Annotated in this window: 25 protein-coding genes; 17 read left to right on the forward strand and 8 right to left on the reverse strand. The window is 58.8% G+C overall.

Going from position 1 to position 25892, the window contains the following annotated elements; translation table 11 throughout:
• The coding region (locus IEU99_RS10630; protein ID WP_188358310.1) for an FAD-dependent oxidoreductase at window positions 1–1029 on the reverse strand (1029 nt) is incomplete at its 3' end.
• A 239-nt stretch (window positions 1030–1268) separates the two neighbouring features.
• Here IEU99_RS10630 and IEU99_RS10635 point away from each other — a divergent pair.
• From IEU99_RS10635 to IEU99_RS10665, 7 genes are read left to right on the forward strand one after another with little or no spacing between them, the layout of a single operon-like run.
• On the forward strand, window positions 1269–2945 hold the full coding sequence (locus tag IEU99_RS10635; protein ID WP_128889107.1) for a nitrite/sulfite reductase: 1677 nt from the start codon (window positions 1269–1271) through the stop codon (window positions 2943–2945).
• On the forward strand, window positions 2942–3175 hold the full coding sequence (locus IEU99_RS10640) for a hypothetical protein (RefSeq protein WP_128889108.1): 234 nt from the start codon (window positions 2942–2944) through the stop codon (window positions 3173–3175). The genes IEU99_RS10635 and IEU99_RS10640 overlap by 4 nt, the downstream gene beginning before the upstream one ends.
• Window positions 3127–3843 carry a phosphoadenylyl-sulfate reductase gene (locus tag IEU99_RS10645; RefSeq protein WP_371869491.1) on the forward strand — a complete coding sequence of 239 codons (717 nt, stop codon included), beginning with the start codon at window positions 3127–3129 and terminating at the stop codon, window positions 3841–3843. Before IEU99_RS10640 ends, IEU99_RS10645 begins: the two co-directional genes overlap by 49 nt.
• Window positions 3840–4739 (forward strand): sulfate adenylyltransferase subunit CysD, encoded by a 900-nt coding sequence (gene cysD, locus IEU99_RS10650; protein ID WP_128889110.1) that lies wholly within the window; start codon window positions 3840–3842, stop codon window positions 4737–4739. Before IEU99_RS10645 ends, cysD begins: the two co-directional genes overlap by 4 nt.
• Window positions 4739–5923, forward strand: a complete 1185-nt coding sequence (locus IEU99_RS10655) for a sulfate adenylyltransferase subunit 1 (RefSeq protein WP_128889111.1) — start codon at window positions 4739–4741, stop codon at window positions 5921–5923. Before cysD ends, IEU99_RS10655 begins: the two co-directional genes overlap by 1 nt.
• Entirely contained in the window at window positions 5920–6510 is a 591-nt protein-coding gene (locus tag IEU99_RS10660) for a sirohydrochlorin chelatase (RefSeq protein ID WP_128889112.1), read from the forward strand. The genes IEU99_RS10655 and IEU99_RS10660 overlap by 4 nt, the downstream gene beginning before the upstream one ends.
• Window positions 6507–7406, forward strand: coding sequence for a sulfite exporter TauE/SafE family protein (locus IEU99_RS10665; protein WP_128889113.1), 900 nt, complete (start codon window positions 6507–6509; stop codon window positions 7404–7406). The genes IEU99_RS10660 and IEU99_RS10665 overlap by 4 nt, the downstream gene beginning before the upstream one ends.
• On the opposite strand, the gene IEU99_RS10670 is transcribed toward IEU99_RS10665, so the two are convergent.
• On the reverse strand, window positions 7309–7746 hold the full coding sequence (locus IEU99_RS10670) for a hypothetical protein (RefSeq protein WP_128889114.1): 438 nt from the start codon (window positions 7744–7746) through the stop codon (window positions 7309–7311). The two genes, IEU99_RS10665 and IEU99_RS10670, sit on opposite strands and share 98 nt — an antisense overlap.
• A gap of 94 nt (window positions 7747–7840) precedes the next feature.
• Here IEU99_RS10670 and IEU99_RS10675 point away from each other — a divergent pair, with 94 nt between their 5' ends.
• Both IEU99_RS10675 and IEU99_RS10680 read left to right on the forward strand, forming a co-directional pair.
• Window positions 7841–8377: a nucleosidase gene (locus IEU99_RS10675; protein WP_128889115.1), complete on the forward strand. Its 537-nt coding sequence runs from the start codon at window positions 7841–7843 to the stop codon at window positions 8375–8377.
• 104 nt (window positions 8378–8481) lie between these two features.
• Complete coding sequence (locus IEU99_RS10680; RefSeq protein ID WP_128889116.1) at window positions 8482–10065, forward strand: inorganic phosphate transporter; 1584 nt, start codon at window positions 8482–8484, stop codon at window positions 10063–10065.
• 58 nt (window positions 10066–10123) lie between these two features.
• On the opposite strand, the gene IEU99_RS10685 is transcribed toward IEU99_RS10680, so the two are convergent.
• A complete protein-coding gene (locus IEU99_RS10685; protein WP_128889117.1) occupies window positions 10124–11443 on the reverse strand; it encodes an AI-2E family transporter in 1320 nt (439 codons plus the stop codon).
• A gap of 136 nt (window positions 11444–11579) precedes the next feature.
• Entirely contained in the window at window positions 11580–12203 is a 624-nt protein-coding gene (locus IEU99_RS10690; protein WP_128889118.1) for an HAD family hydrolase, read from the reverse strand.
• A gap of 237 nt (window positions 12204–12440) precedes the next feature.
• Here IEU99_RS10690 and dnaK point away from each other — a divergent pair, with 237 nt between their 5' ends.
• From dnaK to IEU99_RS10715, 5 genes are all read left to right on the forward strand, one after another.
• The gene (dnaK, locus tag IEU99_RS10695; RefSeq protein ID WP_128889119.1) at window positions 12441–14267 is read left to right on the forward strand and encodes a molecular chaperone DnaK; all 1827 of its coding nucleotides are present in this window, start codon (window positions 12441–12443) and stop codon (window positions 14265–14267) included.
• Window positions 14268–14269: 2 nt separating this feature from the next.
• Window positions 14270–14839 (forward strand): nucleotide exchange factor GrpE, encoded by a 570-nt coding sequence (gene grpE / locus IEU99_RS10700; protein ID WP_128889120.1) that lies wholly within the window; start codon window positions 14270–14272, stop codon window positions 14837–14839.
• Between the two features lie 144 nt (window positions 14840–14983).
• Complete coding sequence (gene dnaJ / locus IEU99_RS10705) at window positions 14984–16150, forward strand: molecular chaperone DnaJ (protein WP_128889121.1); 1167 nt, start codon at window positions 14984–14986, stop codon at window positions 16148–16150.
• Window positions 16151–16153: 3 nt separating this feature from the next.
• The gene (locus IEU99_RS10710) at window positions 16154–16534 is read left to right on the forward strand and encodes a heat shock protein transcriptional repressor HspR (RefSeq protein ID WP_128889122.1); all 381 of its coding nucleotides are present in this window, start codon (window positions 16154–16156) and stop codon (window positions 16532–16534) included.
• Window positions 16535–16597: 63 nt separating this feature from the next.
• Window positions 16598–17491 (forward strand): Dyp-type peroxidase, encoded by an 894-nt coding sequence (locus tag IEU99_RS10715; RefSeq protein ID WP_128889123.1) that lies wholly within the window; start codon window positions 16598–16600, stop codon window positions 17489–17491.
• A gap of 27 nt (window positions 17492–17518) precedes the next feature.
• On the opposite strand, the gene IEU99_RS10720 is transcribed toward IEU99_RS10715, so the two are convergent.
• Window positions 17519–18574 (reverse strand): alpha/beta hydrolase, encoded by a 1056-nt coding sequence (locus tag IEU99_RS10720; protein ID WP_128889124.1) that lies wholly within the window; start codon window positions 18572–18574, stop codon window positions 17519–17521.
• The gene (locus IEU99_RS10725) at window positions 18571–18816 is read right to left on the reverse strand and encodes a hypothetical protein (RefSeq protein WP_128889125.1); all 246 of its coding nucleotides are present in this window, start codon (window positions 18814–18816) and stop codon (window positions 18571–18573) included. Before IEU99_RS10725 ends, IEU99_RS10720 begins: the two co-directional genes overlap by 4 nt.
• 100 nt (window positions 18817–18916) lie before the next feature.
• Between IEU99_RS10725 and IEU99_RS10730 the strand changes: the two genes are divergently transcribed.
• On the forward strand, window positions 18917–19708 hold the full coding sequence (locus tag IEU99_RS10730) for a carbon-nitrogen hydrolase family protein (RefSeq protein ID WP_128889126.1): 792 nt from the start codon (window positions 18917–18919) through the stop codon (window positions 19706–19708).
• Here IEU99_RS10730 and IEU99_RS10735 read toward each other — a convergent pair.
• Entirely contained in the window at window positions 19705–20730 is a 1026-nt protein-coding gene (locus IEU99_RS10735; protein WP_128889127.1) for a ferredoxin reductase domain-containing protein, read from the reverse strand. The genes IEU99_RS10730 and IEU99_RS10735 overlap by 4 nt on opposite strands.
• Before the next feature lie 10 nt (window positions 20731–20740).
• Window positions 20741–21799: an LLM class flavin-dependent oxidoreductase gene (locus IEU99_RS10740; RefSeq protein WP_128889128.1), complete on the reverse strand. Its 1059-nt coding sequence runs from the start codon at window positions 21797–21799 to the stop codon at window positions 20741–20743.
• A gap of 133 nt (window positions 21800–21932) precedes the next feature.
• Here IEU99_RS10740 and IEU99_RS10745 point away from each other — a divergent pair, with 133 nt between their 5' ends.
• Window positions 21933–23249, forward strand: a complete 1317-nt coding sequence (locus tag IEU99_RS10745; RefSeq protein ID WP_128889129.1) for a sodium/glutamate symporter — start codon at window positions 21933–21935, stop codon at window positions 23247–23249.
• A gap of 84 nt (window positions 23250–23333) precedes the next feature.
• Complete coding sequence (gene clpB, locus IEU99_RS10750) at window positions 23334–25883, forward strand: ATP-dependent chaperone ClpB (RefSeq protein WP_123959380.1); 2550 nt, start codon at window positions 23334–23336, stop codon at window positions 25881–25883.
• The last annotated feature ends 9 nt before the right edge of the window (window positions 25884–25892 follow it).

The raw sequence follows: 25892 nt of genomic DNA on the forward strand, positions 1-25892 counted from the left end.
GGTGGTGGTGACGTGGGCGCCGTCGTTGGGGATGGTGTGGGTGGTGGTGTCGAAGGGCACGCCTGTGATGGGGGTGGAGCGGTAGCCGACGGCGCGGTAGACGGCTTGGATGTCCCAGTCGGTGGTGGTGCCGGTGGGCTGGACGTTGCCGGTGCCGTCGAGTTGGGTGCGTTCGGTGCGCAGGCCGGTGACGTGTCCGTTGGTGCCGAGGATTTCGGTGGGGGATTCGAAAAAGTGGATGAATAGTTTGTGGGGTGCGCCTTTGGGTTCGCGCATGGCGTAGGCCTCGAGTGTTTGGCAGACGAGGTCTTGGGATTTGGATTCGTGTCGGGTGGTAATGGAGGCGTCGTCGTAGTCGATGTCTTCGGGGTTGACGATGACTTCGATGGTGTCGGAGTGGTCGAGTTCTTTGAGTTCGAGTGGGGTGAATTTGGCTTGGGCTGGGCCGCGTCGGCCGAAGATGTGGATTTCTTTGGCCTGGTTGTTTTTGAGGGTGTTGTAGACGTTGTCGGGGATTTCGGTGGTGTGGAGTTCGTCGGCGGTTTTGGCGAGGATGCGTGCGACATCTAATGCGACGTTGCCGACACCGATGACGGCAACGCGTTCGGCGCTTAGGTCCCAGGTGCGTTGGAAGTCGGGGTTGCCGTCGTAGAAGCCGACGAATTCGCCAGCACCGTAGGAGCCTTCTAAGTCGATGCCGGGGATGGTGAGGTCGCGGTCACCGGTGGCGCCGGTGGCGAAGATGATGGCGTCGTAGTATTCGCGGAGTTCGTCGATGGTGATGTCGTTGCCGACGTCGATGTTGCCGATGAGGCGGATCTGTGGTTTGTCGAGGATGTTGTGCAGGCTGGTGATGATGCCTTTGATGCGTGGGTGGTCGGGTGCGACGCCGTAGCGGATGAGGCCGAAGGGTGCGGGCATGCGTTCGATGAGGTCGATGGTGACGTCTTGGCCGGATTTGATGAGTAGGTCCGAGGCGTAGATCCCGGCGGGCCCGGCACCAACAACAGCAACACGAAGGCTTGGCATAAAGGTTCCTTTCAAAAATGGACTAAGTGGTCTAGAAAATTACGCAAAGCGGCGTGTTTGACGCAATTTTTAGCCACATTTTCATTCATTGCGGTATTTATTCACGTTGCAGAAAATTTTTTAACAGCAGGTCACAGTGCCTAAATGGTAGGCAGACTAAAAAGTCTGCACCAAATAGACTAGGCGGTATGGCTATTGTTCCTTAGCAACGGATTGCACCCGATGAAAAGGAACACACCATGACCACCACCACGGCAAAACCCAGAACCCAAAGGGCTCGCCCACGCAAGCCAGAGGGGCAGTGGAAGATCGACGGCACCACACCCTTAAACGACGACGAGCGCATCAAACAAGAAGATGAAGGGCTCTCCGCCAAACAGCGCGTGATCGACATTTACTCAAAACAAGGCTTCGCCTCGATCCCCGCAGAAGACTTGGCCCCGCGCTTTAAGTGGCTCGGGCTTTATACCCAACGCAAACAAAACCTCGGCGGCGAACTCACCGGGCAATTAGATAACTCCGAGCTCCAAGACGAGTTCTTTATGATGCGCGTGCGCTTCGACGGCGGCCGCGTGACCCCACAACAGCTTCGCGTGGTGGGAGAGATCTCCCGGGATTTCGCCCGATCCACCGCCGATTTCACCGATCGCCAAAATATCCAACTGCACTGGATCCGCATCGAAGATGTCCCAGAAATCTGGGATCGGCTTGAGGCGGTAGGTCTTTCTACCCTCATGGGCTGCGGCGATGTCCCGCGCGTGATCCTAGGCTCCCCGGTCGCTGGGGTTGCCGCCGATGAGATCATCGATGCCACCCCGGCAATTGATGCCATCGTCGAGGACTACTTGCTGCGCCCCGAATTCCAAAACCTACCGCGCAAGTTCAAGTCAGCCATCTCCGGCAATGCCCGCCAAGACGTCACCCACGAAATTCAAGACGTCGCCTTTATCGGCGTTGAACACCCAGAATATGGCCCCGGATTCGAATGCTTTGTTGGCGGCGGGCTATCCACCAACCCCATGCTTTCGCGCTCCTTAGGCGCATGGGTTCCGCTTGAGCGCGTACCGGAAGTATGGGCTGGTGTAGCAGGCATTTTCCGCGACTATGGCTTCCGGCGCCTGCGCAATCGCGCCCGCTTGAAGTTCCTCGTAGCCCAATGGGGCATTGAAAAATTCCGCCAGGTGCTCGAAGAGGAATACCTAGAAGCCCCGCTTATCGACGGCCCCTCTGCCCCCATCCACCAGGGTGCGCGTGACCACATCGGCGTGCATCAGCAACGCGATGGCCGCTTCTATGTGGGCGTGAAACCCACCGTTGGGCACGCCACCGGCGAACAGCTCATCCAGATCGCCGAGGTAGCTGAGTCCTTTGGCATTCAGCGCATCCGCACCACGCCGGATAAAGAACTGCTCTTTCTCGATGTAGAAGAACGCGACGTTGCTGCGCTTTCCAAGGCCCTTGATGCCACCGGCTTGTACTCCACGCCCAGTGAATTTCGCCGCGGCATTATCTCCTGCACCGGTTTGGAGTTTTGCAAGCTGGCGCACGTGACCACCAAAGCCCGCGCCATTGAGCTCGTCGACGAGCTCGAAGCTCGCCTTGGAGATCTCGACGTTCCCTTGAAGATCTCACTGAATGGCTGCCCCAATTCCTGCGCTCGCACGCAGGTGGCAGACATTGGGCTCAAAGGCCAAACCGTTACCGATGCTGAAGGCAACCGCGTTGAAGGCTTCCAAGTACACCTCGGTGGCGCACTGGGCCTGGAGTGGGGAAGGAAGCTGCGTGGACACAAGGTGATCGCCTCCGAGCTTGGCGATTATGTGGTGCGCGTGGTGGAGAAGTTCAAGCAACAACGCGAAGAGGGCGAGCAGTTCCGTGATTGGGTGCTGCGCGCCAGTGAGGAGGACCTGCAATGAGATTTCGTCGCAAGCCAAACCCCAACCGCAACCACCCACTGCACTGCCCCTATTGCGCCAGCGAAGAACTCTTCCCGGCAGAAGAAAGCGACTTCGCCTGGAGCTGTGTTGCCTGCCTGCGCGTGTTTGAAGTGCTCTTTCACGGCCAAAACGCCCCCGAGCACCAGCCCGAACCAGCCCTATCCACCTCCGAGGCAATCGCCCGATCCGTAGCGAAGGTCAAAGCATGAACCACGCACTCGATAACGCCGTCAAAAGCGCTGAAGAGATCCTCACCTGGGCAAATGAGCATGTCCATGGCTCCATCGCGGTGACGTTATCTATGGAGAACACGGTGCTGGCAGAGTTAGCCAACCGCTACCTTCCCCGCGCAGACTTTCTCTTTTTAGATACCGAGTACCACTTCCCGGAAACCCTTGAAGTGGCCGACGCCGTAGAGCAGCGCTATCCCCAAACACTCGTGCGCGCCACCGCCGAGCTGAGCAGAAAAGAACAGGACCAAAAGTATGGCCCCATGCTCTATATGCGAGATCCCGGCGCCTGCTGCCAGATGCGCAAAGTAGCACCGCTGCACAACACCTTGGCCAACTACGCAGGCTGGGTCACCGGTATCCGCCGTGCCGATGGGCCAAGCCGTGCCGATGCTCCTGGCGTGAGTAAGGATGCGGCCGGACGCTGGAAGATCTCTCCACTGATTCATTGGTCGCTGGAAGATACTGAGGCATTTATCCAATCCGAAGGCCTGATTCGCCACCCGCTGACTACCCAGGGCTACCCCTCCATTGGCTGTGCTACCTGCACGCTTCCGGTAAGCCCCGGCGATGACCCGCGCGCTGGGCGTTGGGCCGGGCATAACAAGACCGAATGTGGCCTGCATGTAGAAGGAGCTCGCTCATGAACACTCAAACCCTCACCCCGCACTTACAAGATCTAGAAAACGAGTCCATCCATATTCTGCGCGAGGTGGCCGGGCAATTTGATACCCCTGCGCTGCTATTTTCCGGTGGCAAGGATTCGGTGGTGGTATTCGAGCTCGCCCGGCGTGCCTTCGCCCCGGCAAAGGTGCCCTTTGAGCTTTTGCACGTTGATACCGGCCACAACTTCCCCGAGGTGATTGCATTTCGCGATGATCTGGTTCGGCGCACCGGGGCGCGTTTGCATGTGGCGTATGTGCAGGACTGGATTGATCGCGGCGAGTTGCAGGAACGCGCCGATGGCACCCGCAATCCGCTGCAAACTGTGCCGCTGGTAGAGACGATCGAGGCCCGCGGCTATGACGCAGTGCTTGGCGGGGCTCGCCGCGATGAGGAGCGAGCCCGGGCGAAAGAACGTGTGTTTTCTGTGCGCGATGCTTTCGGTGGTTGGGATCCGCGCCGGCAGCGCCCTGAATTGTGGAACCTTTATAACGGCGGCCATCAGCCTGGTGAAAACGTGCGCGTATTCCCCATTTCCAACTGGACGGAACAGGATATTTGGGAATATATCGCCGCCCGCAACATTGCATTGCCTCCAATTTATTTTGCCCACGAGCGCGAGGTCTTCGAGCGCGACGGCATGTGGTTGAGCCCAGGGCCTTGGGGCGGGCAAGACCAGCCCCTAGAAACCAAGCAGGTGCGCTATCGCACGGTGGGGGATATGTCGTGCACGGGTGCGGTGCTTTCGCAGGCCAGCACCGTTGAAGAGGTGATTGCCGAGGTAGCCACCTCCACCATGACCGAGCGGGGAGCGACCCGCGCCGACGACAGGCTCAGCGAATCTGCCATGGAAGACCGTAAAAAGGAAGGCTATTTCTGATGACTCTCACCGCCCTTGCCCAGCGCCAAACCCTACGCCTATGCACCGCAGGATCCGTCGACGACGGCAAATCCACCTTCGTTGGCCGCCTGCTGCACGACACTAAATCCGTGCTCGCCGATCAGCTCGCCAGCGTGGAGCGCACCTCCGCCGATCGTGGCTTTGAAGGCCTTGACCTTTCCTTGCTTGTCGACGGCCTGCGTGCCGAACGCGAACAAGGCATCACCATTGATGTGGCCTATCGTTATTTTGCCACTGACAAACGCGCGTTCATCCTCGCCGATACCCCAGGCCACGTGCAGTACACCCGCAACACTGTCACCGGCGTTTCTACCTCCGAGGTGGTGGTATTGCTTGTCGATGCCCGCCACGGCGTGGTGGAACAAACTCGTCGCCATGCACAGGTGGCTGCGCTGCTGGGTGTGCATGATGTGATCCTGGCAGTAAACAAGATCGACTTGGTTGGCTTTGATGAGGCCACCTTTAGAGCCATCGAGGCCGAGTTCCACGCGCTCGCTGCACAACTTGGCATTCAACGCCCCAAGGCCGTGCCCATTTCCGCGCTGCGCGGCGATAATGTGGCCGAGCCTTCTTCCAATATGAGCTGGTACGAAGGCCCCACGGTGCTGTCCTTGTTGGAGCATATTGAGCTACCGGAGCCGGATTTCGATCACTTCCGTTTCCCCATCCAATACGTGATTCGTGACCACGCCAGCGATTACCGAGGCTATGCCGGCCAGGTGCACACCGGGCGCGTGCGCGTGGGCGATGAGGTGCTGCTGCCGGGGCATCGTCGCAGCACGGTGGTTGGCATTGATGGTGGTGTCGGCGATGCCGGCGACTCCATTGTCTTGCGCCTTGCCGATGATATTGACCTCTGCCGTGGGGATCTCATCACCGATGAGTACCGCCCGGAAGACGTGCGCGAATTCGAGGCCACCGTGGTCAGCCTGCACGAGCAGGGCCTGCGCCAAGGCCAGCGTGTGGCCATTCGCTATGGTGCTTCGCTGCAAAAGGCCAAGATTCTTGAGGCTCCCACCCTGGAGCTGAACGATATTGCCACGGTGCGCGTGCTGCTTGCCCAGCCGCTTCCCATCGAGCCCTATGCTGCTCGCGGCAAGGTCGGCGCCATGCTCTTCGTCGACGAGCACAGCGGCGACACCTTAGCTGCGGGGCTTTCGTGAGTGCGCTGGTCACCCTCGCCCATGGCTCGCGCCATCCGGGTGCCGACGTTGCAACGCTGAGCTTTCAAGCCGGCGCCAAGGCCGTTGCCTACTTGGATTTTTCCGAAGACACCTTGGCTGCCGTTGCAAAGCGGCTCCAAGAACACCTGGTGGTTGTGCCGTTGCTGTTTAGCAACGCCTTCCACGCGCGCTTCGACGCACCGCAGGCAGCGCGCGAGGCTGAGGCTTTTGCCCCCATCACCCTGGCCCGCCCTTTGGGGATGGGCCAGGACATCATCGCCGCGCTGCCAGAGCCACAAGCCACCCCGGTGCTGTTTCATGTGGGATCCAAGCGCAGCACCGAGGCCCAGGCATTAGCCCAGCATTTGGGCTGGTTGGAGGTGGCTGCCACCCAAGGGGGAGTGGCTGAGCTTCGTGCGCTGAGCAGCACACATCCCCGCCTGCACGTGATCCCACTGTTTGTCACCGATGGCCTGCTGCTTGCCCAGGCCCGCGAGGCTGATTATCCCGGCGAGGTCATCTTTGATCAGCCCCTTGGTACCAAACTTTCGCCCATTATCCGCGCCCGATTTGAGGAGGCAGTATGAAAAAGCTGCTAGTCATTGCCATCGCTGGTGCTGCTGCCCAGCTTGTCGACGGCGGCATCGGCATGGGTTTCGGTGCGCTTTCTACCTCCATGCTGATCTTCTTGGCAGGCCTTGGCCCTGCGCAGGCCAGCGCGGTGGTACACACCGCCGAGGTTGGCACCACCTTATTTTCGGGGATCAGCCACTGGAAATTCGGCAATATCGACGCCAAGGTGCTGCTCAAAATCGGTGTTCCCGGAGCCATCGGTGCTTTTCTCGGCGCCAATGTGCTCACGCAGCTTTCCTCCGAAGCGGCTAGACCAATTACTCAAACCATCTTGGCGCTGATCGGTGCGAATCTCTTGTGGCGTTTTGCCCGCGGCAAGGCTCGCAGAGTAGAGCGTTCCTATCGCTCAGGCGTGCTGGGTTGCTTGGGATTATTTGGAGGCTTCATCGATGCCTCCGGCGGCGGTGGCTGGGGGCCTGTGACTACCTCATCGCTTTTAAGCATGGGCAGGCAATCGCCACGCAAGATCGTAGGGACAGTCAGCGCCGCGGAATTTCTCGTGTCACTGTCTGCCACCCTCGGCTTCGCCTTCGGCATGCGCGAGGCGCTGTTAGAAAATATTGGCGCGATCATTGCGCTGCTCATCGGTGGCGCGATCACCTCGCCGCTTGCCGCCTGGCTCATTTCACGCATGAACCCCACCGCCCTTGGTGGGCTGGTGGGGACAGCACTCATGGTGGTTAATGTGCCAAGCCTGCCGCTGAAGTTGGTTCTGCTGGCAGTTGGCCTTGGGGTGACGCTTCGAGGCTTTATTAGAAGCAAACAGGAGCGCCCGTTGCGGTCGCGAGTAGTGCGTTCCACTGAGCCAGAGAGTAACCGGCAGGAAGATTTAATCCCCCAAGCCAGGTAGTGGTGGCAATGCCACGGGCTTGAAGCGCCTTCAGGGGATCGCCCAGATTCCCAGAGGCGCTAAAGATGGCTTTGGATACGCGGGCCTTTGCCTCAATTTCCACCTGGAAATCGGTATCGAGCACCAGGTCGTAGAGGGAATCTAATTCAGTATCCACGGGCACGTTGCCAATAAAACGAACGGTAGAAGCGCTTGGCTTGCCCTTGCCATAGGGGGCGAGGCCTGCAGGTGCGGGAGCTTGGTCGATGAGGTCGATGTGCATGGGGCGCTTGCAGGACATGAGGAGGTCCGAGAGGTAAAGGCCAGTGGCGGTAGCACCAACAACTGCAATGCGAAGCATGAGGATCCTCCTTCTAGACTAACTAGTCTGCAAATATAGCACTAAGTGGTTCATGAGGGAAGATCTTTCTAGACCAAGTGGTACGGTTTGGGGCATGCCCCTTTACATCGCAGCCACCGAAGCAGAAGCAAAGTACCTGGATAAGCCCGTATTAATCAGCGGAATAGGCACCCTTGCGGCAGCCATTACCTTGTGCAAGGAATTATCACGCTCCACCCCAGATCGTGTGATTAATTTCGGCACCGCCGGCGCACTGGCGCCAATAAGCGGTGAATTTGAGATCAACGAGGTCATCAAACACGACTTTGATACCGAGACCCTCAAGGCAATCACCGGACTCGACATACCCAACCGCATCACCTTGGAGCCCATAACTGATCTGCCACAGGCACGCCTTGCCACAGGCGATAGCTTTATCGGCTCCAACCAACAACGCCAGGCCCTGCAAACTCGGGCAGATCTGTGCGATATGGAAGGCTATGCCATCGCCGCAGTCTGTGCTGCCTATGAGGTGCCTTGCACCCTGATTAAGCAGGTCAGCGATAACGCCGACGAGCAGGCCGCACGTACCTGGGCGCAGGCAGTAGAGCTGGGGGCGCAACGCCTGGCCGATGTCATAGACAAGCTTTAGCGTTGGCGTCGAAAAGCTACTACCCCCAGTTCATTTTCCGTTCACTTTAACTGTGCATAGTCATCACGAGACTCTCGACATCGCAACGTGAAAGTGACCCTTCCATGTCCAATAGTGCGGCGGATACATCCAACGACAAATACTGGCATCTCACCTTTGGCGGCATGCTCGGTATTACCGTGCTCGCCTTCTTCCTCTGGGCCAACGGCTATGTTTCACCCGAAGCAAACCGTGCAGTGCTGATCACCACCATCGTGTTCGGCGTCTTCATGGCCTTCAACATTGGCGGCAACGACGTCGCCAACTCCTTCGGCACCTCAGTCGGTGCCGGCACCCTCACCATGAAGCAGGCGCTGCTGGTGGCGGCGGTATTTGAAGTCTCCGGTGCTGTGCTTGCCGGCGGGCAAGTGACCGACACCGTGAAATCCGGGATCGTGGATCTCAACGGCATTGACCTCCAACCGATGCAATTCGCCTTCATCATGATGTCCTCGCTGCTTGGCGCCGCGGTGTGGTTGCTGATTGCAACGCGCATGGGCTGGCCGGTATCAACCACCCACTCCATCGTCGGCGGTATCGTCGGCGCGGCCTTGTGCCTTGGACTCTCCGAAGGCCTCGGCGGCTGGGAGATGGTGCAGTGGAATAAGATCGGCCAGATTGCGGTGTCCTGGGTACTCTCACCAGTGCTTGGCTGCCTCGTAGCCCTCGCCCTTTTCGGCTTTATTAAGAAGAAAGTGCTTGGCTACAACGACTCTGCCGATGATGAACTGCGCAAGATCAAAGAAGATCGCCTCGCGCTGCACAAGAACTTCAAGGCCTCCTATGAGCGCCTCAATGAAATTCAGCAATTGGCCTACACCAACGCCATGACCCGCGACGCGGCGCTGATCCAAGCCGCCGATTTCGAGCCCGAGCAGCTCGAAAGCGATTACTACCGCAATCTCTACAAAATTAACTCCCGCCGAAACCAGCTCGATACCCACAAGGCGCTGGAAAACTGGGTGCCCTTCATCGCCGCTGCCGGCTCCGTGCTCATCGGTGCCATGCTGCTGTTCAAGGGATTGAAAAACCTCAACCTGCACTTCACCACGTGGAATAACATCTTCATCCTTGCCATGATCGCCGTGGTGGTGTGGATGGCCGTTGGCGTGATGTCGCGCTCGCTACGCAACCAAGAGCTTTCCCGCGCCACCTTCATCATCTTCTCCTGGATGCAGGTCTTTACCGCCTCGGCATTTGCCTTCTCGCACGGATCCAACGACATCGCCAACGCCATCGGCCCCTTCTCTGCGGTGCTGGACGTGCTCAAAACCAACGAGATCAACTCCAAGGCAGCAGTGCCCACCTGGGCCATGGTCACCTGTGGCGTGGCCTTGATTTCCGGCCTCTGGTTCATCGGCCGCTACGTCATCCAAACCGTGGGTAGCGGGCTGACCAAGATGCACCCCGCCTCTGGTTTTGCCGCCGAGCTCTCTGCAGCCGGCGTGGTGATGCTCGCATCGGTGCTTGGCCTGCCAGTGTCTTCTACCCACATCCTGATCGGTGCTGTGCTCGGTGTGGGCATTGTCAACCGCGCGGCCAACTGGAAGCTGATGAAGCCCATCGCCATGGCCTGGGTGATTACCCTTCCGGCAGCAGCCGCAGTCTCCGCTGTATGCGTGCTCATTCTCAACGGCGTGTGGGGCTAAGCTGCCTTTAGGCAATAAAAAATGGCGCTCTTTCGAGCGCCATTTTTGTGTTTCAACCCTATTCCGGATCAGATTCCTCGATGGTTTTCACCTTCGAATTCTTGCGCAAGCTAATCCTTTCAAGGCGCTCGGCAAGGGTGAGCCCGGCACCGGTATCGGCCTCGGCCTTGGTGGCTAACTCAATATCATCGGTCGTTATCTCACCTGCGCGAAGTGCTACCAGGTCAAAGTGGTAGCGGATCACAACGGCGATGGTGGCGGCAATAGGAACTGCCAAGAAGGCGCCGACGACACCGAAGATGGTAGAGCCCAAGGTCACTGCGAGCAGCACGATGGCGGCGTGCAGGTTCATGGCCTTCGACTGCAGCACCGGCTGCAGCACGTGGCCTTCGATCTGCTGAACCGCGATGATCAGCGCCAGAACGAACAGGGCATTGGTCACGCCGTTGCTTACCAGCGCCACAATCACAGCCAGGGCGCCAGCGGTGAAGGCACCGACGATCGGGATGAAGCCACCGAAGAAGGTAAGCGTGGCAAGCACGAGGGCAAGCGGCACATTCAAGATGAGCAGACCCACGCCAATGAAGATCGCATCGACACCAGAGACAACTGCCTGGGTGCGGATGAAGCCGGAGAGCGTATTCCAGATGCGGTTGAGCAATTCGGTGAGATGCCAACCGGCATTCGGGCCGGTAGCACGGCGGATCATCGGCAGGAACTTGGTGCCATCTTTGAGGAAGAAGAAGGTAAGAATCAGCATCAAGATCAGCGTCATGCCGATGGTGCCGGCGGTAGAAAGCCCGGCGAATACACCAGAGGCGATCTGGCTCGATCGCTCCTGGATCATGCCCGTGATGTCCTTGAGCGCTCCATCAAACTGGGAGGTTTCCAAGTTCAGGGGCGGGCCTTGGACCCATTCGGTCAGGCGCTGGATGCCCTCTTCTGCCTTGGATACCAGGTCCTTGGATTGGCTACGAACGCTCGGGGCCATGGCGGCTACCGCGCCACTGATAATGGCGAAGAAGCCGAGCATGACTAATACCGCCGACAAGGCGGCGGGTACGCCCTTATTGCGTAACCAGCGAACTGGTGGCCACAGCACGGTGGAAACAAGCAGGGCTAGAAGCACCGGCAAGAGGCCGATCCAGACTGCCTGGAGGCCTTTCCAAATCAGTAGTGCTGCAATCACCACGATGATAAAGCGCAAGGCCCAACCGGCGATCCAGCGGCCATCGCGGCCAAGGATGACGGCGCGATCCAGCGGCGGTGCCGAATCCGGAAGCTTCGTATCAAGGCCCTTGGGGCTCGATTCCCCTTCGGCGGCGCGTTCGAGGCTTTGAGTCAGGTCGCGGTCCTGATTTGAGTATTGTTCAGTCACCCGAAAGAGATTGCCATAAAGCGAGGGAAAATCCGCTATTGAGCGGGGAATTTGTGATCAAGCTGTAATCTTGCAGCGGAAAACAGGTCAATTCAGGTGGGGTCTTGGGCAATGGCGCCTGGGAATTGCCAAGCGGCTAAGCGCCCAGCTTCTTGGCTTCCTCATTGAGTTCAAGCAGCGAGGCGCTTGGAATGCCGGGGAGGTTTTCCACGCTAATCACATCCATGCCCGCGGCCTGGGCGGCGAGGACACCGGCCTTGGAATCTTCAATGACGAGCGTCTTATTTGGGGCAACGCCGAGCTCTTGGGCGGCAAGCAAAAAGCCCTGGGGGTCAGGCTTGCCCATGGCGGTGTCTTCGGAGGTAATGACTGCATCGAAAAGGTCGAGCACCTCATTGCGCTCCAAGATTGGCTCTACTAATTCGCGCACTGTGCCGCTTGCCAGGGCGAGCTTGATGCCGTGAGAGTGCAAGGTGCGCAGCAGCTCCTTGGCGCCAGCGAGCAATGTTTGATTGCTCAGTGCGCGGTAATTTTCTACAAAGCCTGCGATCAGTAGCTGGGGATCAACGCCGCGCGGGTGGCCGAGATGCGCGGCGATATCTTTATCATTCCTGCCCCGCGGGAATTCCCCTTCGCTAATTGGCTCCACGCCGAGATCGCTCAGGGCGGTGGAGTACGCCTTCTTTACGATGTGCTCATCGTTGGCGAGGGTGCCCTTGAAGTCGAAAATGACGGCGCTGTAGTTACTAAAGGTGTTCATCAGCTTCACCGTATCCGCTTTCAAACCAAAAGTCGCGGGTGTTTAACAAAAATTCACCTTATCTGACCAGCGAATTCAAAAAATTTTTTAAAAAGTTGAGTCGAGTGGGAACAACTTTGGCTCCTGTGCCGTTGACTTGAGTGACATCGGCTCAAGGCTCTGGTAGTGTCGAGCTCCAGAAGTTGAGCGGATGCGAATCAACTTTATAAACAACAAACAATTGGAGGAACATTCATTATGGGACGCGCAGTAGGTATTGACCTTGGTACCACGAACTCTGTGGTTACTGCTCTTGAAGGTGGCGACCCGGTCGTCATCGCTAACTCAGAAGGTGCACGCACCACCCCTTCGGTGGTCGCCTTCGCTAAGAACGGCGAGGTGCTCGTCGGCCAGTCTGCAAAGAACCAGGCTGTGACCAACGTCGATCGCACCATCCGCTCCGTCAAGCGCCACATCGGCACCGACTGGAACGTGGAGATCGACGATAAGAAGTACACCCCGCAGGAAATCTCCGCTCGCACGCTGATGAAGCTGAAGCGAGACGCTGAATCCTACCTGGGTGATGAAGTTACCGATGCTGTTATTACCGTGCCGGCGTACTTCTCCGACTCCCAGCGTCAGGCCACCAAGGAGGCCGGCCAGATCGCAGGCCTGAACGTGCTGCGTATCGTCAACGAGCCCACCGCCGCTGCTTTGGCATACGGCCTGGAAAAGGGCGAGAAGGAACAGACCATCTTGGTATTTGACCTCGGTGGCGGCACCTTCGACGTCTCCCTGCTCGAAATCGGCGATGGCGTGGTGGAAGTTCGCGCTACCGCTGGTGACAACGAGCTCGGTGGCGACGACTGGGATCAGCGCATCGTGGACTGGTTGGCCGAGAAGTTCAAGTCTTCCCACGGCATCGACCTGACCAAGGACAAGATGGCCCTGCAGCGTCTGCGTGAGGCAGCAGAGAAGGCAAAGATTGAATTGTCTTCCTCCCAGCAGGCAACCATCAACCTGCCCTACATTACCGTTGACCAGGACAAGAACCCGCTGTTCTTGGATGAGACCCTGTCGCGCACCGAATTCCAGCGCATCACCAAGGATCTGCTTGACCGCACCAAGGCTCCCTTCAACCAGGTAATCAAGGACGCAGGCATCTCCGTTGGCGAAATCGACCACGTCGTGCTCGTGGGTGGTTCCACCCGTATGCCCGCTGTGACCGAACTGGTGAAGGAACTCACCGGCGGCAAGGAGCCCAACAAGGGCGTGAACCCCGACGAGGTCGTTGCAGTTGGTGCTGCCCTGCAGGCTGGCGTGCTGCGCGGTGAGGTCAAGGACGTGCTGCTTCTCGACGTCACCCCGCTGTCCCTCGGTATCGAAACCAAGGGTGGCGTGATGACCAAGCTCATCGAGCGCAACACCACCATCCCCACCAAGCGCTCCGAGACCTTCACCACCGCTGACGATAACCAGCCTTCGGTGCAGATCCAGGTCTTCCAGGGTGAGCGCGAGATGGCTGCTCACAACAAGCTGCTCGGCTCCTTCGAGCTCGGTGGCATCGCTCCTGCACCCCGCGGTGTGCCTCAGATCGAGGTGACCTTCGACATCGACGCCAACGGCATCGTGCACGTCACCGCCAAAGACAAGGGCACCGGCAAGGAAAACACCATCAAGATCCAAGATGGTTCCGGCCTTTCCCAAGAGGAAATCGACCGCATGGTCAAAGACGCCGAGGCTCACGCCGAGGAAGACAAGAAGCGTCGCGAGGAGCAAGAGACTCGCAACTCCGCTGAGACGATGGCATACCAGACCCGCAACTTCCTTGAGGAAAACGGTGAGAAGGTATCCGAGGACGTCAAGACCAAGGTGACCGAGGCTGCAGATGCTGTGGACGAGGCACTCAAGGGTGACGACATCGAGGCCATCAAGCAGTCGGTAGAGAAGCTCTCCGAGGTTTCCCAGGAGATGGGTAAGGCCATCTACGAAGCTGAGGCTGCAAAGGCAAACGACGCCCAGGCCGCAGGCGACGACGATGTAGTCGACGCTGAGGTTGTGGACGAGGAGGATGAGAAGAAGTGACGATGCCCGACAATCCCGGCGATCCGGAGCACACTGATCCGGAGGCAACCTCGGCAGAAGCCGCTGAGGCTGCCGCCGATCGGGCGATGCAATCCGATGATCTCGACCCCACGCTCGAAGCCGACGTCGATGCCGCTTTAGCCGAAGAGGATGAGCCAAGCATCGAGGCACAGCTTGCCGAGCGCACCGAAGATCTGCAGCGAGTCAGCGCCGAATACGCCAACTACCGTCGTCGCACCGAACGCGAACGCGCTCAGGGCGTAGAGGTAGCCAAGTCTCAGGTGGTAGTGCAATTGCTGCCCATCCTGGATGATCTCGAACTTGCAGAACAGCACGGTGACCTCGAAGGGCCGCTGAAGTCCACTCGCGACAAGCTCGTCGCTGTAATGGATGGCCTCAAGGTCAAGGCATTCGGCGAAGAAGGCGACGCCTTTGATGCCGAGCGCCACGAGGCCGTGCAAGATCTCTCCGAAGGAGAGGAAAAAGTATTGGGAACTGTGCTGCGGCGCGGTTACCTCATGGGTGATCGTCTCCTTCGCACCGCGATGGTGATTATCGCCGACCCGTCCTAGGAACCGCTAGGACTTTATCGGGGCGCTGCCAGAGCTATACAACCTTTGAGCAGCGCCCCATTTTTTAGCTCACACAATTAGATACACAAAATTATTAGAACACCGTCCGAGAACACCGTTCCCGGAAAGGAGGAGAACAAGCTTATGGCCGCAAAAAATGAATGGGCAGAAAAAGACTATTACGCCGATTTGGGGGTTTCGTCCTCCGCGAGCGAACAGGACATTAAAAAGGCCTATCGCAAACTAGCCCGAGAAAACCACCCTGACTCCCACCCCGGGGACCAGGCCGCCGAGGAACGCTTTAAGCAAGTAGCCGAGGCCTACGACGTGGTGGGCGACCCCGAAAAGCGTAAAGAATACGACGAATTTAAAAAAGCTTTCGCAAGCGGCGGATTCCGTGGCTTCGGAAAGAAAGCGGGGTCCGGTTATGCCGGAGGGTTTCAAGAAGGGTTCGATCTGGGCGACATCTTCGGCCAACGAGGAGGGTTTGCTCAAGAAGACGGTCTTGGGGATATCTTCGGTAGCTTTTTCAACCGCGGCGGTGCTGCTCGCAAACCGAATCGGTCGGCGAGGGGATCGGACGTCCAAACCGAAATAACCCTTGACTTCCGTGAAGCAGCCAAGGGCACAGCGATGCCAATTCAACTCACCGCTGAAGCTCCCTGCGAAACCTGCCACGGTTCCGGCTCCAAGAGCGGCAACGTCACCACCTGTAGCCACTGTGGCGGTAGCGGATTCGTCTCTGAACAAAAAGGCGCCTTCGGCATGTCTGCTCCCTGCCCCTATTGCGGTGGCACGGGCGAGAAGATCGAAGATCCCTGCACCGACTGCGGCGGCACCGGGACTAAGACGCGCACCCGCACCATCACCGTTCGTATTCCCGCCGGTGTGACCGATGGCCAAAAGGTTCGCCTTGCTGGCCAGGGTGAGGCTGGGCGCAATGGGCGCCCCTCGGGCGATCTCTACGTCACGGTGCATGTGAACAAGGACCGGATTTTCCAGCGTTCGGGCGATAACCTCGAAATTACCGTGCCCGTCAGCTTTGCCGAGCTGACCTTGGGCGACACCATTTCCGTTCCCACCCTAGAGCAGCCGGTGAGGGTGAAAATCCCTGCTGGCACACCCAATGGGCGCACCCTGCGCGTGCGTGGACGAGGCATCCAGCGCAAGGGCGCGAAGGCAGGCGATCTGCTTGTCAAGGTGGAAGTGAAGGTGCCGAAGGATCTGGACGCGGCGTCGACAAGCGCTCTTCGCGCCTACGCCCAAGCGGAACGCGATTCCGGATTCAACCCGCGGAAAGATTGGAGCTAAACCATGCGCGAGACGGAAGAGGTTTTTGTTATCTCCGTAGCTGCCGAGCTCGCTGGCATGCATGCGCAAACGCTGCGGACCTATGATCGGCTCGGGATTGTCACCCCGAAGCGCACCCGTGGTGGTGGGCGACGCTATTCGCGTCACGACGTCGAGCTGCTGCGCACCGTGCAGCATCTCAGCCAAGAAGAGGGCGTGAATCTTGCCGGCATCAAGTCGATTATCGAGCTCAAAAGGGAAAACGCCGAGCTCAAAGCGCAGCTCGCCAAGGCTCAGGAAGATATCGCTCGCCTTGAACGCGGCGGGCGCCGAGGCGAGTTGGTGCATGTGCCGCGCTCAACTGCCGTGGTGATGTGGGAACCACGCAGACGCCACGCAAAATAACCCCCAAACCCAGGGCTTTTTACCCAAGCCCTGGGTTTTTCAATTGGGACTAGGATAAGAAGGGTGTTTCATCAAAGCGGAATTTTAGGAATCGGCACCACCGACCACTCTTTTATCGAGTTCGATCTTCGGGAGACAAACGCGGCGGCGCTCAAAGCCATCGTCGAGGCCATCAACGTCCCCACCACCGCTGGCGCCAACGTGGTACTGGGTATTCGCCCAAGCGTGTGGGCAGCGCTTGCCCCTGAAGAAGACGTGCCAAACAACGTGCACGATTTTTCTCAACCCATCGAAGGCCCCGATGGTTTTTCCATGCCAGCAACCCAGCACGATGGTTGGCTCTGGGTGCATGCATCTTCGCGTTCCCAAACCTTTGACGTGGTCAAGCACCTGCTCAAAACCCTTCAGGATGTGCTGGTGCTAAAAACAGAAACCACCGGGTGGGTCTATGAATCCAACCGCGACCTCACCGGCTTTGAAGACGGCACCGAGAACCCAGGTTCCCTGGAAGCCCCCAGCGTGATCGCCGTGCCGGATGGGCAACCAGGCGCAGGTTCAGCGGTGCTGCTCTATCAGTTGTGGCGCCATAAGTCCCAGCAGTGGGAATCCCTGCCGGTTGAAGATCAAGAACTGGCCATGGGGCGCACCAAAGCCGAAAGCGTGGAATTGGATGAAGACCACAAGCCCGACTCCTCCCACGTCGCCCGCACCGTGGTGGAAGTTGAAGGAGAAGAGCTAGAGATTTACCGCCGCAACGTGGCCTACGGCGATCACCTCGACCACGGCACCGTCTTTGTTGGCTTTAGCTTTGATCAGTGGCGCATGGAAGAAATGCTTCGCCGCATGGCCGGCGCCGATGATGGTCCGCGCGATCAAATCACCCGCTACACCGACGCCATCTCCGGTGCTTGGTATGTGTGCCCCTCTATTGATGCGCTGGCAAAATTCCTGGACTAGCCCTTAGCATCTAGGGCCACCTAGCATCTAGGGCGCTAATTCCTGCTTGAGGCGCTCCAGAAATTCTGGATGCGCCGCATATGCGTGACCAAGGCGCGGCAGATCCCATTTTTCGCTGCGATAGCTGCGCGCAGCGGGATCCATGCCATGCAAGGCGCCTTGGTTTGTGCCGCTAAGCCCTATGGGATCCCCGTGGTTCATCACCGCAATGACCTTGGTGTGCTCGTGTTTTGGATACCCCGGCACACCGGGGCTTCCGGCATAAATAATCGTGTCGGCCTCCAGCCCATCGCGGGCGGCATAACCGGTGAGCACAGAACCATAGGAATGCCCCATCACCACGAGTTTGGCTTCTGGGTTTTGGGCTCGCAGTGAGGATTGAAAACGCTGCAAATCCTCGGCACCTACCACCGCAGGCTCGGTGGCGATACCGCCTACAACATGCGGTGGCGCAATATACCCCATCCAGGCAATAGCAGCCCCGCCGGTTGAGGCGGCCACTGTTTTAGCCTCTTCGAGCTTTCTAGGCCAGTGCTCAGGATTGGAAGAACCGACCCCAGGCACCAGGGTCACAATGGATGAGGCGTGTTCGATATCGCCATAGGCCACCACCGCCGTGCCCTCACCGATCTGCAAAATTTGAGCCTCTGGATCTTCTGGCAGTGCCACCTTTTCTGCCGGTTGAGCGCACAAGGCATTGAGCTGTTGTGCGCAGGCACGGTCGAGTTCTTGGCCCATGGCATGAAGCCCAAGATAGAGCGCACCCATGCCCGGGATGGCATTAAACACCTGCTGGGGCAGGCCGGTGATGGCATCAAGGATCTGTTCTAATTCACGCTGGGCGGTGCTGGTGAGCTGCAGGATTTGGGCAATATCTTCATAGATCCCGCTGGTGTGTTGCCAGCGCGCTAATTGGCCGAGCAGCATGCGGTGGCCGGCATCGAAGGCCTCGCCGCTGCTGAACTGAAATCCCCGCTCCCATTGCTGGGCATGCGCCTGCGCAACGCTGAGCAAGCTAGCACGGTTGCCGTGGTGAATGGCAGCGGCTGCGGCTAACTCGGAGGCTTTGAGCGGGGTGCTCATGGTGCTTCCTTGCGCCCAAGGGCATGGCCTAGTTGCTGATCAATCCGGTACATCTTGTGCACGAGGGCAGCGATGTCGAGGCAGGAGACGTCGATAAGCTGCTCGCTTTTGCGCAATGCTTGTTCTAGCCGTTGCTCAAGCGCGCCGAGGGCCTGGGCGCTGAGGCTTGGGCGGATGGAGGTGGTGTTGGGGCCAATGGGGCGGAACGTGAGGTGTTGCAGTAATTCGCTAGTGACGTGCATGCCTGTATGGTCATCCGTGCCGTGGGGTGGTGCCAAGCGCTGAGGGGAAATTTTTCTGCACACCTGCCAAATCTGTGGATAAGTAGCTAGGCTGTGGAATATGCGTATCGCTGTGGCACAAATTACTTCCGGCGCCGATAAGGCGGAGAACCTTCAGCTCGTTGCCGACTACGCCCGTCGGGCAGCAGAGCAAAAAGCGCAATTGGTGGTGTTTCCCGAGGCCACCATGCAAGGCTTTGGCACAGGCAGGTTGGATACCCAGGCCGAGCCTGCCCACGGCCCTTTTGCCAAAGAGGTTGAGGCGCTGGCTCAAGAACTTGGCATCACCATCGTTCTAGGCATGTTTAGCCCCGCTGACCAGGTGGAACGCGAGGATAAGACCATTCATCGCATTGATAACCTCGCCATCGTGCGCGGTGAGGCCACGGCCGAGTACCGCAAAATTCATACCTATGATGCCTTTGGCTATCGCGAATCCGACACGGTGCGCCCAGGCGAGCAGCTTTGCACCTTTGAGCTTTTCGACGTCACCTTCGGCATCGCTGTCTGCTTCGATATCCGATACCCGGAGCAGTTCCGCCAGCTCGCACGAGACGGCGCGGAGGTGATCTTGGTGCCAGCATCCTGGAATGATGGCGAAGATAAGTTGCGTCAATGGCGCCTGCTCAGCAGCGCACGCGCCCTCGATAGCACCGCCTTCGTGGTTGCCTGTGGCCAGGCAAAACCCCAAGATGATCGCCCCAAGGATGCCCCGACAGGCATTGGCTATTCGCGAGTTCTCGATCCCACTGGTGCGGTGTTGGCAGAAGCCGGTGCCGATCCGGAATTGCTTGTCGTGGATATTGATCCCGAGCAGGTGGCGAAGGTGCGAAAGACCCTGCCGGTGCTCTAGCTGCGCCAAAAAGGCGTGAAGGTGAAGTGCTGAGTAGCGATCTGCTCCGGTGGGGCGCCTGCTTGGATTAAGGCCTCTTGGCTTTGGCGCACCTCGGTTTCGGGGCCTGCGATGAGGATATTGCGATCACCCCAACTGCCATAACCTGCGAGCACTTCTCCTGCCTGGCCCACCTGAGGCAGGTGAAGGCCGCGTGGTGGCTGGGAGTGAGAGGTGGGGCGAACCCACCAATCATTTTCTTCATTGCGCACAATTGGCATCACCATGAGCCAGGGGGCGGCGCTGGCTATCTGCCACAGCCCCGCAAGCTCATAGAGCTCGCCGGGGTAGTCTGCCGCGAAGGCGACGTGGGTGCGTGGCGGCTCGGGTTGGGAAAAGAGCGATAAAATAATTGGGCGCAATGCAGCCAGCCCGGTGCTGTGCGCGATGAACAAGTTATCCAGCGCCGGATCAAAGGCGAATCCTCCCCGGCCTTGGCCGATGAGCCATTGATCGCCTAAACGAGCGTTGCATTCACCAAAGATGTGAAACTCCACCTGCCCGGCGTCGTTGGCCGGAATGGCGGGAAAGAGGTAGCGGCGATGGCCAAAAATATCGGTGACCGGCACGTATTGGCCCGGCTGATAGTTCAGTGGGGCCTCTGCTACCAGGCGCACCACGGTGATGCGCCGGGCCCGCTTTTCTGTGTGCAGCACCCTGGCGTTTATCAATGGTTCAGCAATAGCGCCTTGGAGCGCTTTGGCTGCGGCTTGGATGTGGCGTTCTGCTTCGAGCACCTCACTAAAGGGGAGGTCCTGGCAAAGATCTCGAATGGCCTGGCTAATGCGGGCAGCATCGATGTGCTCAATGCCGCAGGCGGCGATGGCCGGGGCGTGTTCGCGCACGCGCTGGCTGAGGTCTTGTTCACTGGCGGCGATGGTGGCGTCGGTGAGTTGCTCGCCAAAGCGGTGGTGGCCAAAAGCAGCCGAGCGCAGCGCTTCGCGTTGATCTGCGAGGCGCTGCGCAACGGTTGGTTCATTCACGATGTATAGGTTACTGCACGCTATAGCCTTCGACTGGCCCTGCTTGATTGGGTTTCCACCCAAGCGCGGGAGCCACGTGTTGGGCGAAGTTGGCAAGGATGGATTGGTTGATCTCCACACCGGCCTGGTTGGGGATGGTGAGCATGAGCGTATCGGCTGCTTGCACCGCTTCATCATCTAACAATTGCTCGATGAGCTTATCGGGCTCATCCACATATGTGCGCCCGAAGGTGCCGGTGGTGCCATCGATCATGCCGATGGAATCCTTGTGCTCGCCAAAGCCGAAGAGCTGGCGGTCGCGCTCGTTGAGCACCGGAAAAACAGAGCGCGATACTGAAACGCGCGGGGTCCAGTCGTGGCCTGCTTCCTTCCATGCTGCGCGATAACGCTCGATCTGCTCGGCCTGGAGTTCAGAGAGGCTTTGGCCGGTGGCCTCAAGCACCAGGGTGGAGCTCATCAGATTCACGCCTTCGCGCGCTGCCTGCTCGGCACTGGCGTGGGTTGCCGCACCCCACCAGATCCGCCGATCCAAACCAGGGGAGTGCGGTAATACGGGTAGCTCGGCGCCGGGGCGGTAGAGCTGCGGGTATTGTGCGCCTGCGCCTGCTGCTTTGGCCATGGCTTGGCCGCGCACGGCTTTGAGGAACTTCTCGTAGTGCTCGCGGGCAATATCGGCGCCGCGTGGGTCGGTGGAGCCTGTGTAGCCGAAGGCTTCCCAGCCGCGTTCTGCGGGTTCGGGTGATCCGCGCGATACGCCGAGTGCCACGCGCCCATCGGCGATTTGATCAAGCGCCGCTGCTTCTTCTGCCAGGTAAAGGGGGTTTTCATAGCGCATATCGATCACGCCGGTGCCTACCTCGATGTGCTTGGTAGTAGCGGCGATGGCGCCGAGCAGGGGCATGGGGGAGGCGTTTTGGGGTGCGAAGTGGTGGACGCGGAAGTAGGCACCGTTCACACCGATCTCGTCTGCGGCTTGGGAGAGCTCGATTGCTTGTTTGAGCGTCTCTTTGCCGTTGGGGTGTCCGTTGAGGTTGTAGTGGCCGAAACTAAGGAATCCGAATGCTTTCATAAGCCCATGATAGGTGATGTATCAACAAAAAGTCAAGAACTTATATCTCCGCAGCTCATCTACCCGAATGCTTGGTCATGGTTGCGCCAATTTACTATGTGCATAGACCCTTCTCGCACAAAGGAGAACCCTCGTGGAATTCACCCCATTCACCATGATGGAAGATGTTGGATTCATCTCGATCCTGATGGTGGTAGGCACCTTCATGCGCAGGCACTTCGCCTGGTTCCGCAAATTGCTCATCCCCGCATCCATTACCGCCGGACTCCTCGGCCTTCTTCTTGGCCCAGAAGTACTTGGCATCATCCCCTTTTCCAATAACCTCGGCGCATACTCCACGCTGCTGATCGCCGTGGTCTTTGCCTCCATGCCATACACCATGAACTTCAACGCCGGTGAGGCCGCAAAAGCTCGCAATATGTGGGCCTTTTCCACCAGCATGTTCTTAGGGCAGTGGGGCATTTTCATTCTCGTTGGCGTGCTCTTCGTAGCGCCCATCTGGGGCACAGAAGACTGGTTTGGCATGATGCTGCCCGTGGGCTTCGTGGGCGGATTCGGCACCGCAGCAGCAGTGGGCAGCGCGCTCGACGATTCCGGTGTTGCCGCCTCCCTCGGATTCACCTCCGCCACGGTGGGCACTCTTGCCGCTATCGTTGGCGGCATCATCATGGCCAACTGGGCCATCCGTACCGGGCGCACGAACACCTTGCCCAAAGAGCTTCCCTGGGAGCTTCGCAGCGGCCACTATGAAGACCGCGAAAATCGCCCCTCCATCGGTAGCGCAACCACGAACCCCTCGAGCATTGAGCCCCTGGCCTTGCACTTCGGCTTTATCGTGGTCACGGTCCTATTTGCCTACCTTGCCCAGCAGGGCATTAGCGCGCTTTTCCCAAGCGTGTCCATCCCGCTGTTCGCCCTGTCCTTTGTGGCCGGTATCTGTGGTGTGATCTTTCTTAAGGTCATCCGCCGCCCGCATTATCTTGACCCCCAAACGGTCAAGTCCATCTCCGGCGGTTCCACCGACTTCCTCATCGCCTTCGGCATCGCCTCCATCGTGCCCGCGGCCGTCGCAAGCTACCTGGTGCCGCTGCTGCTGCTCTTTGTCCTCGGCGTGATCTACTGCCTGGTGTTTGCTCTGGTGATCGCACCGAAGTTCTTCGGCGAGCAATGGTTCGAGCGAGGCCTCTTCGGTTGGGGTTGGGCTACTGCCGCGGTGGCAACGGGCATTGCCTTGCTCAAGATCGTCGATCCCGATCTCAGGTCCGGTGCTTTGAGTGAATACGGCGTGGCCTACGTCGGTTTTGCCCCCTTTGAAATCGGCATGACTATCCTGGCGCCGCTGGCCGTGATTGGTGGCTTTGTACTGGGCTTAGGCATAGCCGGAACGGCGGCTGCGTTGGTGATTGTGGCGCTTCCCTTCCTTTTAGGGTGGACGCGGCAAAAATCTTGAACTTGAGTGGAACAAACTCAACTTTCTTAGCGTTGTGTCCTATGAGTGCGGTAGGAAACCGCATAAAGAAAGGACACAACAACAATGAACGCATTTAATCCAACTACGAAAACACAGGAAGCCCTGCAGCAAGCGCTGCAGCAGGCTTCGGCAAAGGGCAACCCCGATATACGCCCGGAGCATTTACTTTCGGCTATTTTGAGCCAAGAAGATGGCATTGCCATCCCGGTGCTGCGCGCTACCGGTGTAGACCCTCAGACGGTGCTCGAAGAGGCACGCGCGCTGGTGGATAAACTCCCCAGCGCCGAGGGAGCCAATATGGCCAACCCGAACTTTAACCGGGATGCTTTAAACGCACTCAATGCTGCACAGGAGTTAGCAGGAGAGCTTGGCGACGAATACGTATCCACCGAAGTGCTGCTCGCAGGCATTGCCCGCGGCAAATCGGAGGCAGCCGAGTTATTGACCAAGCGTGGGGCTACCTACGACGTGATCAAGGGTGTCTTCCCTTCGGTTCGCGGCAATAAGAAGGTCACGAACGAGGATCCCGAAGGCCAATTCCAGGCATTAGAGAAGTACTCCACCGACCTCACCGCTCGCGCACGCGAAGGCAAGATTGACCCGGTGATCGGCCGCGATGCTGAGATTCGTCGCGTGGTGCAGGTGCTTTCGCGCCGTACCAAGAACAACCCGGTGCTCATCGGTGAACCCGGCGTTGGTAAAACGGCCATCGTCGAAGGGCTTGCTCGCCGCATCGTTGCAGGCGATGTGCCTGAAAGCTTGAAGGGCAAGACCTTAATTAGCTTGGATCTTGGCTCGATGGTTGCCGGTGCGAAGTACCGCGGCGAATTCGAGGAGCGCCTCAAGGCTGTCTTAGACGAGATCAAGAGCGCCGAAGGTGAGATCATTACCTTCATCGACGAGCTGCACACCATCGTTGGTGCCGGTGCCACCGGCGATTCTGCGATGGATGCCGGCAATATGATTAAGCCTTTGCTGGCTCGCGGCGAGCTGCGCCTGGTGGGTGCCACCACGCTGGATGAGTACCGCAAGTACATCGAAAAAGATGCCGCGCTGGAGCGTCGTTTCCAGCAGGTCTTTGTTGGTGAGCCTTCGGTAGAAGATGCCGTTGGTATCTTGCGTGGCCTCAAGGAGCGCTACGAGGTGCACCACGGTGTGCGTATCCAAGACTCCGCATTGGTGGCAGCCGCAACGCTTTCGGATCGCTACATCACCTCCCGCTTCCTGCCGGATAAGGCCATTGACTTGGTCGACGAGGCAGCATCGCGCCTGCGCATGGAGATCGACTCCTCCCCGCAGGAGATCGATGAGCTTGAGCGCATCGTGCGCCGCCTCGAAATCGAGGAGATGGCGTTGGCCAAGGAAACCGATGCCGCTTCCAAGGAACGTCTAGAAAAGCTGCGCCAAGAGCTTGCCGACGAACGCGAAACCCTCGGCGAACTCAAAGCACGCTGGAATAACGAAAAGGGTGCCGTCAATAAGGTGCGCGAGGCCAAAGAGGAACTGGAGCGCTTGCGCCAGGAATCTGAGATTGCCGAGCGCGATGGTGATTATGGCCGAGTAGCTGAGCTGCGCTACGGACGCATCCCGGAGCTGGAAAAAGAGGTGGAAGAAGCCGAGGCCGATACCGTGGATACCACGATGATCTCGGAGGAAGTCACCCCGGATACCATCGCCGAAGTTGTGTCTGCGTGGACGGGTATTCCTGCCGGCAAGATGCTGCAGGGCGAAACCCAGAAGCTGCTCAATATGGAGCTGGAATTGGGTGCCCGAGTGGTAGGCCAGCACGAGGCTGTGCAGGCAGTATCCGATGCTGTGCGCCGTGCTCGCGCCGGTGTTGCCGACCCGAATCGACCCACCGGTTCCTTCCTCTTCCTTGGACCTACAGGTGTGGGTAAGACGGAGCTTGCCAAGGCGTTGGCGGAGTTCATGTTCGATGATGAGCGCGCCATGGTTCGCATCGATATGTCGGAGTTCGGCGAGAAGCACGCCGTGGCTCGCCTCGTTGGTGCCCCTCCCGGGTACGTTGGCTATGACCAAGGTGGCCAGCTCACCGAGGCAGTGCGACGCCGCCCCTACACCGTCGTGCTGTTCGACGAGGTAGAAAAGGCTCACCCGGACGTCTTCGATATCCTCTTGCAGGTGCTCGACGAGGGCAGGCTTACCGACGGCCAAGGTCGCACCGTCGACTTCCGCAACACCGTGCTGATCTTGACCTCCAACCTCGGCGCCGGTGGTACGCGTGAGCAGATGATGGATGCCGTCAAGCACGCCTTCAAGCCGGAGTTTGTTAACCGCCTTGATGATGTAGTGATTTTCGATCCGCTGAGCGAGGATCAACTCACCAGCATCGTGGATATTCAGCTTCGCCAGCTTGCACAGCGCCTCGAAGGCCGCCGCTTGATCCTGGACGTCTCCGATGCCGCCAAGCTGTGGCTTGCCGAGCGTGGCTACGATCCCGCCTACGGCGCACGTCCTTTGCGTCGCCTGATCCAGCAGGCCATTGGCGATCAACTGGCCAAGAGGCTGCTAGCCGGCGAGGTTCGCGACGGCGATACCGTGCATGTGGATGTTGCCGACGGTGGCGAGCACTTGGATGTAGAGGCTCGCTAAATCCAACCG

The sequence above is a fragment of the Corynebacterium pelargi genome (assembly GCF_014635485.1).
Classification (GTDB): domain Bacteria; phylum Actinomycetota; class Actinomycetes; order Mycobacteriales; family Mycobacteriaceae; genus Corynebacterium; species Corynebacterium pelargi.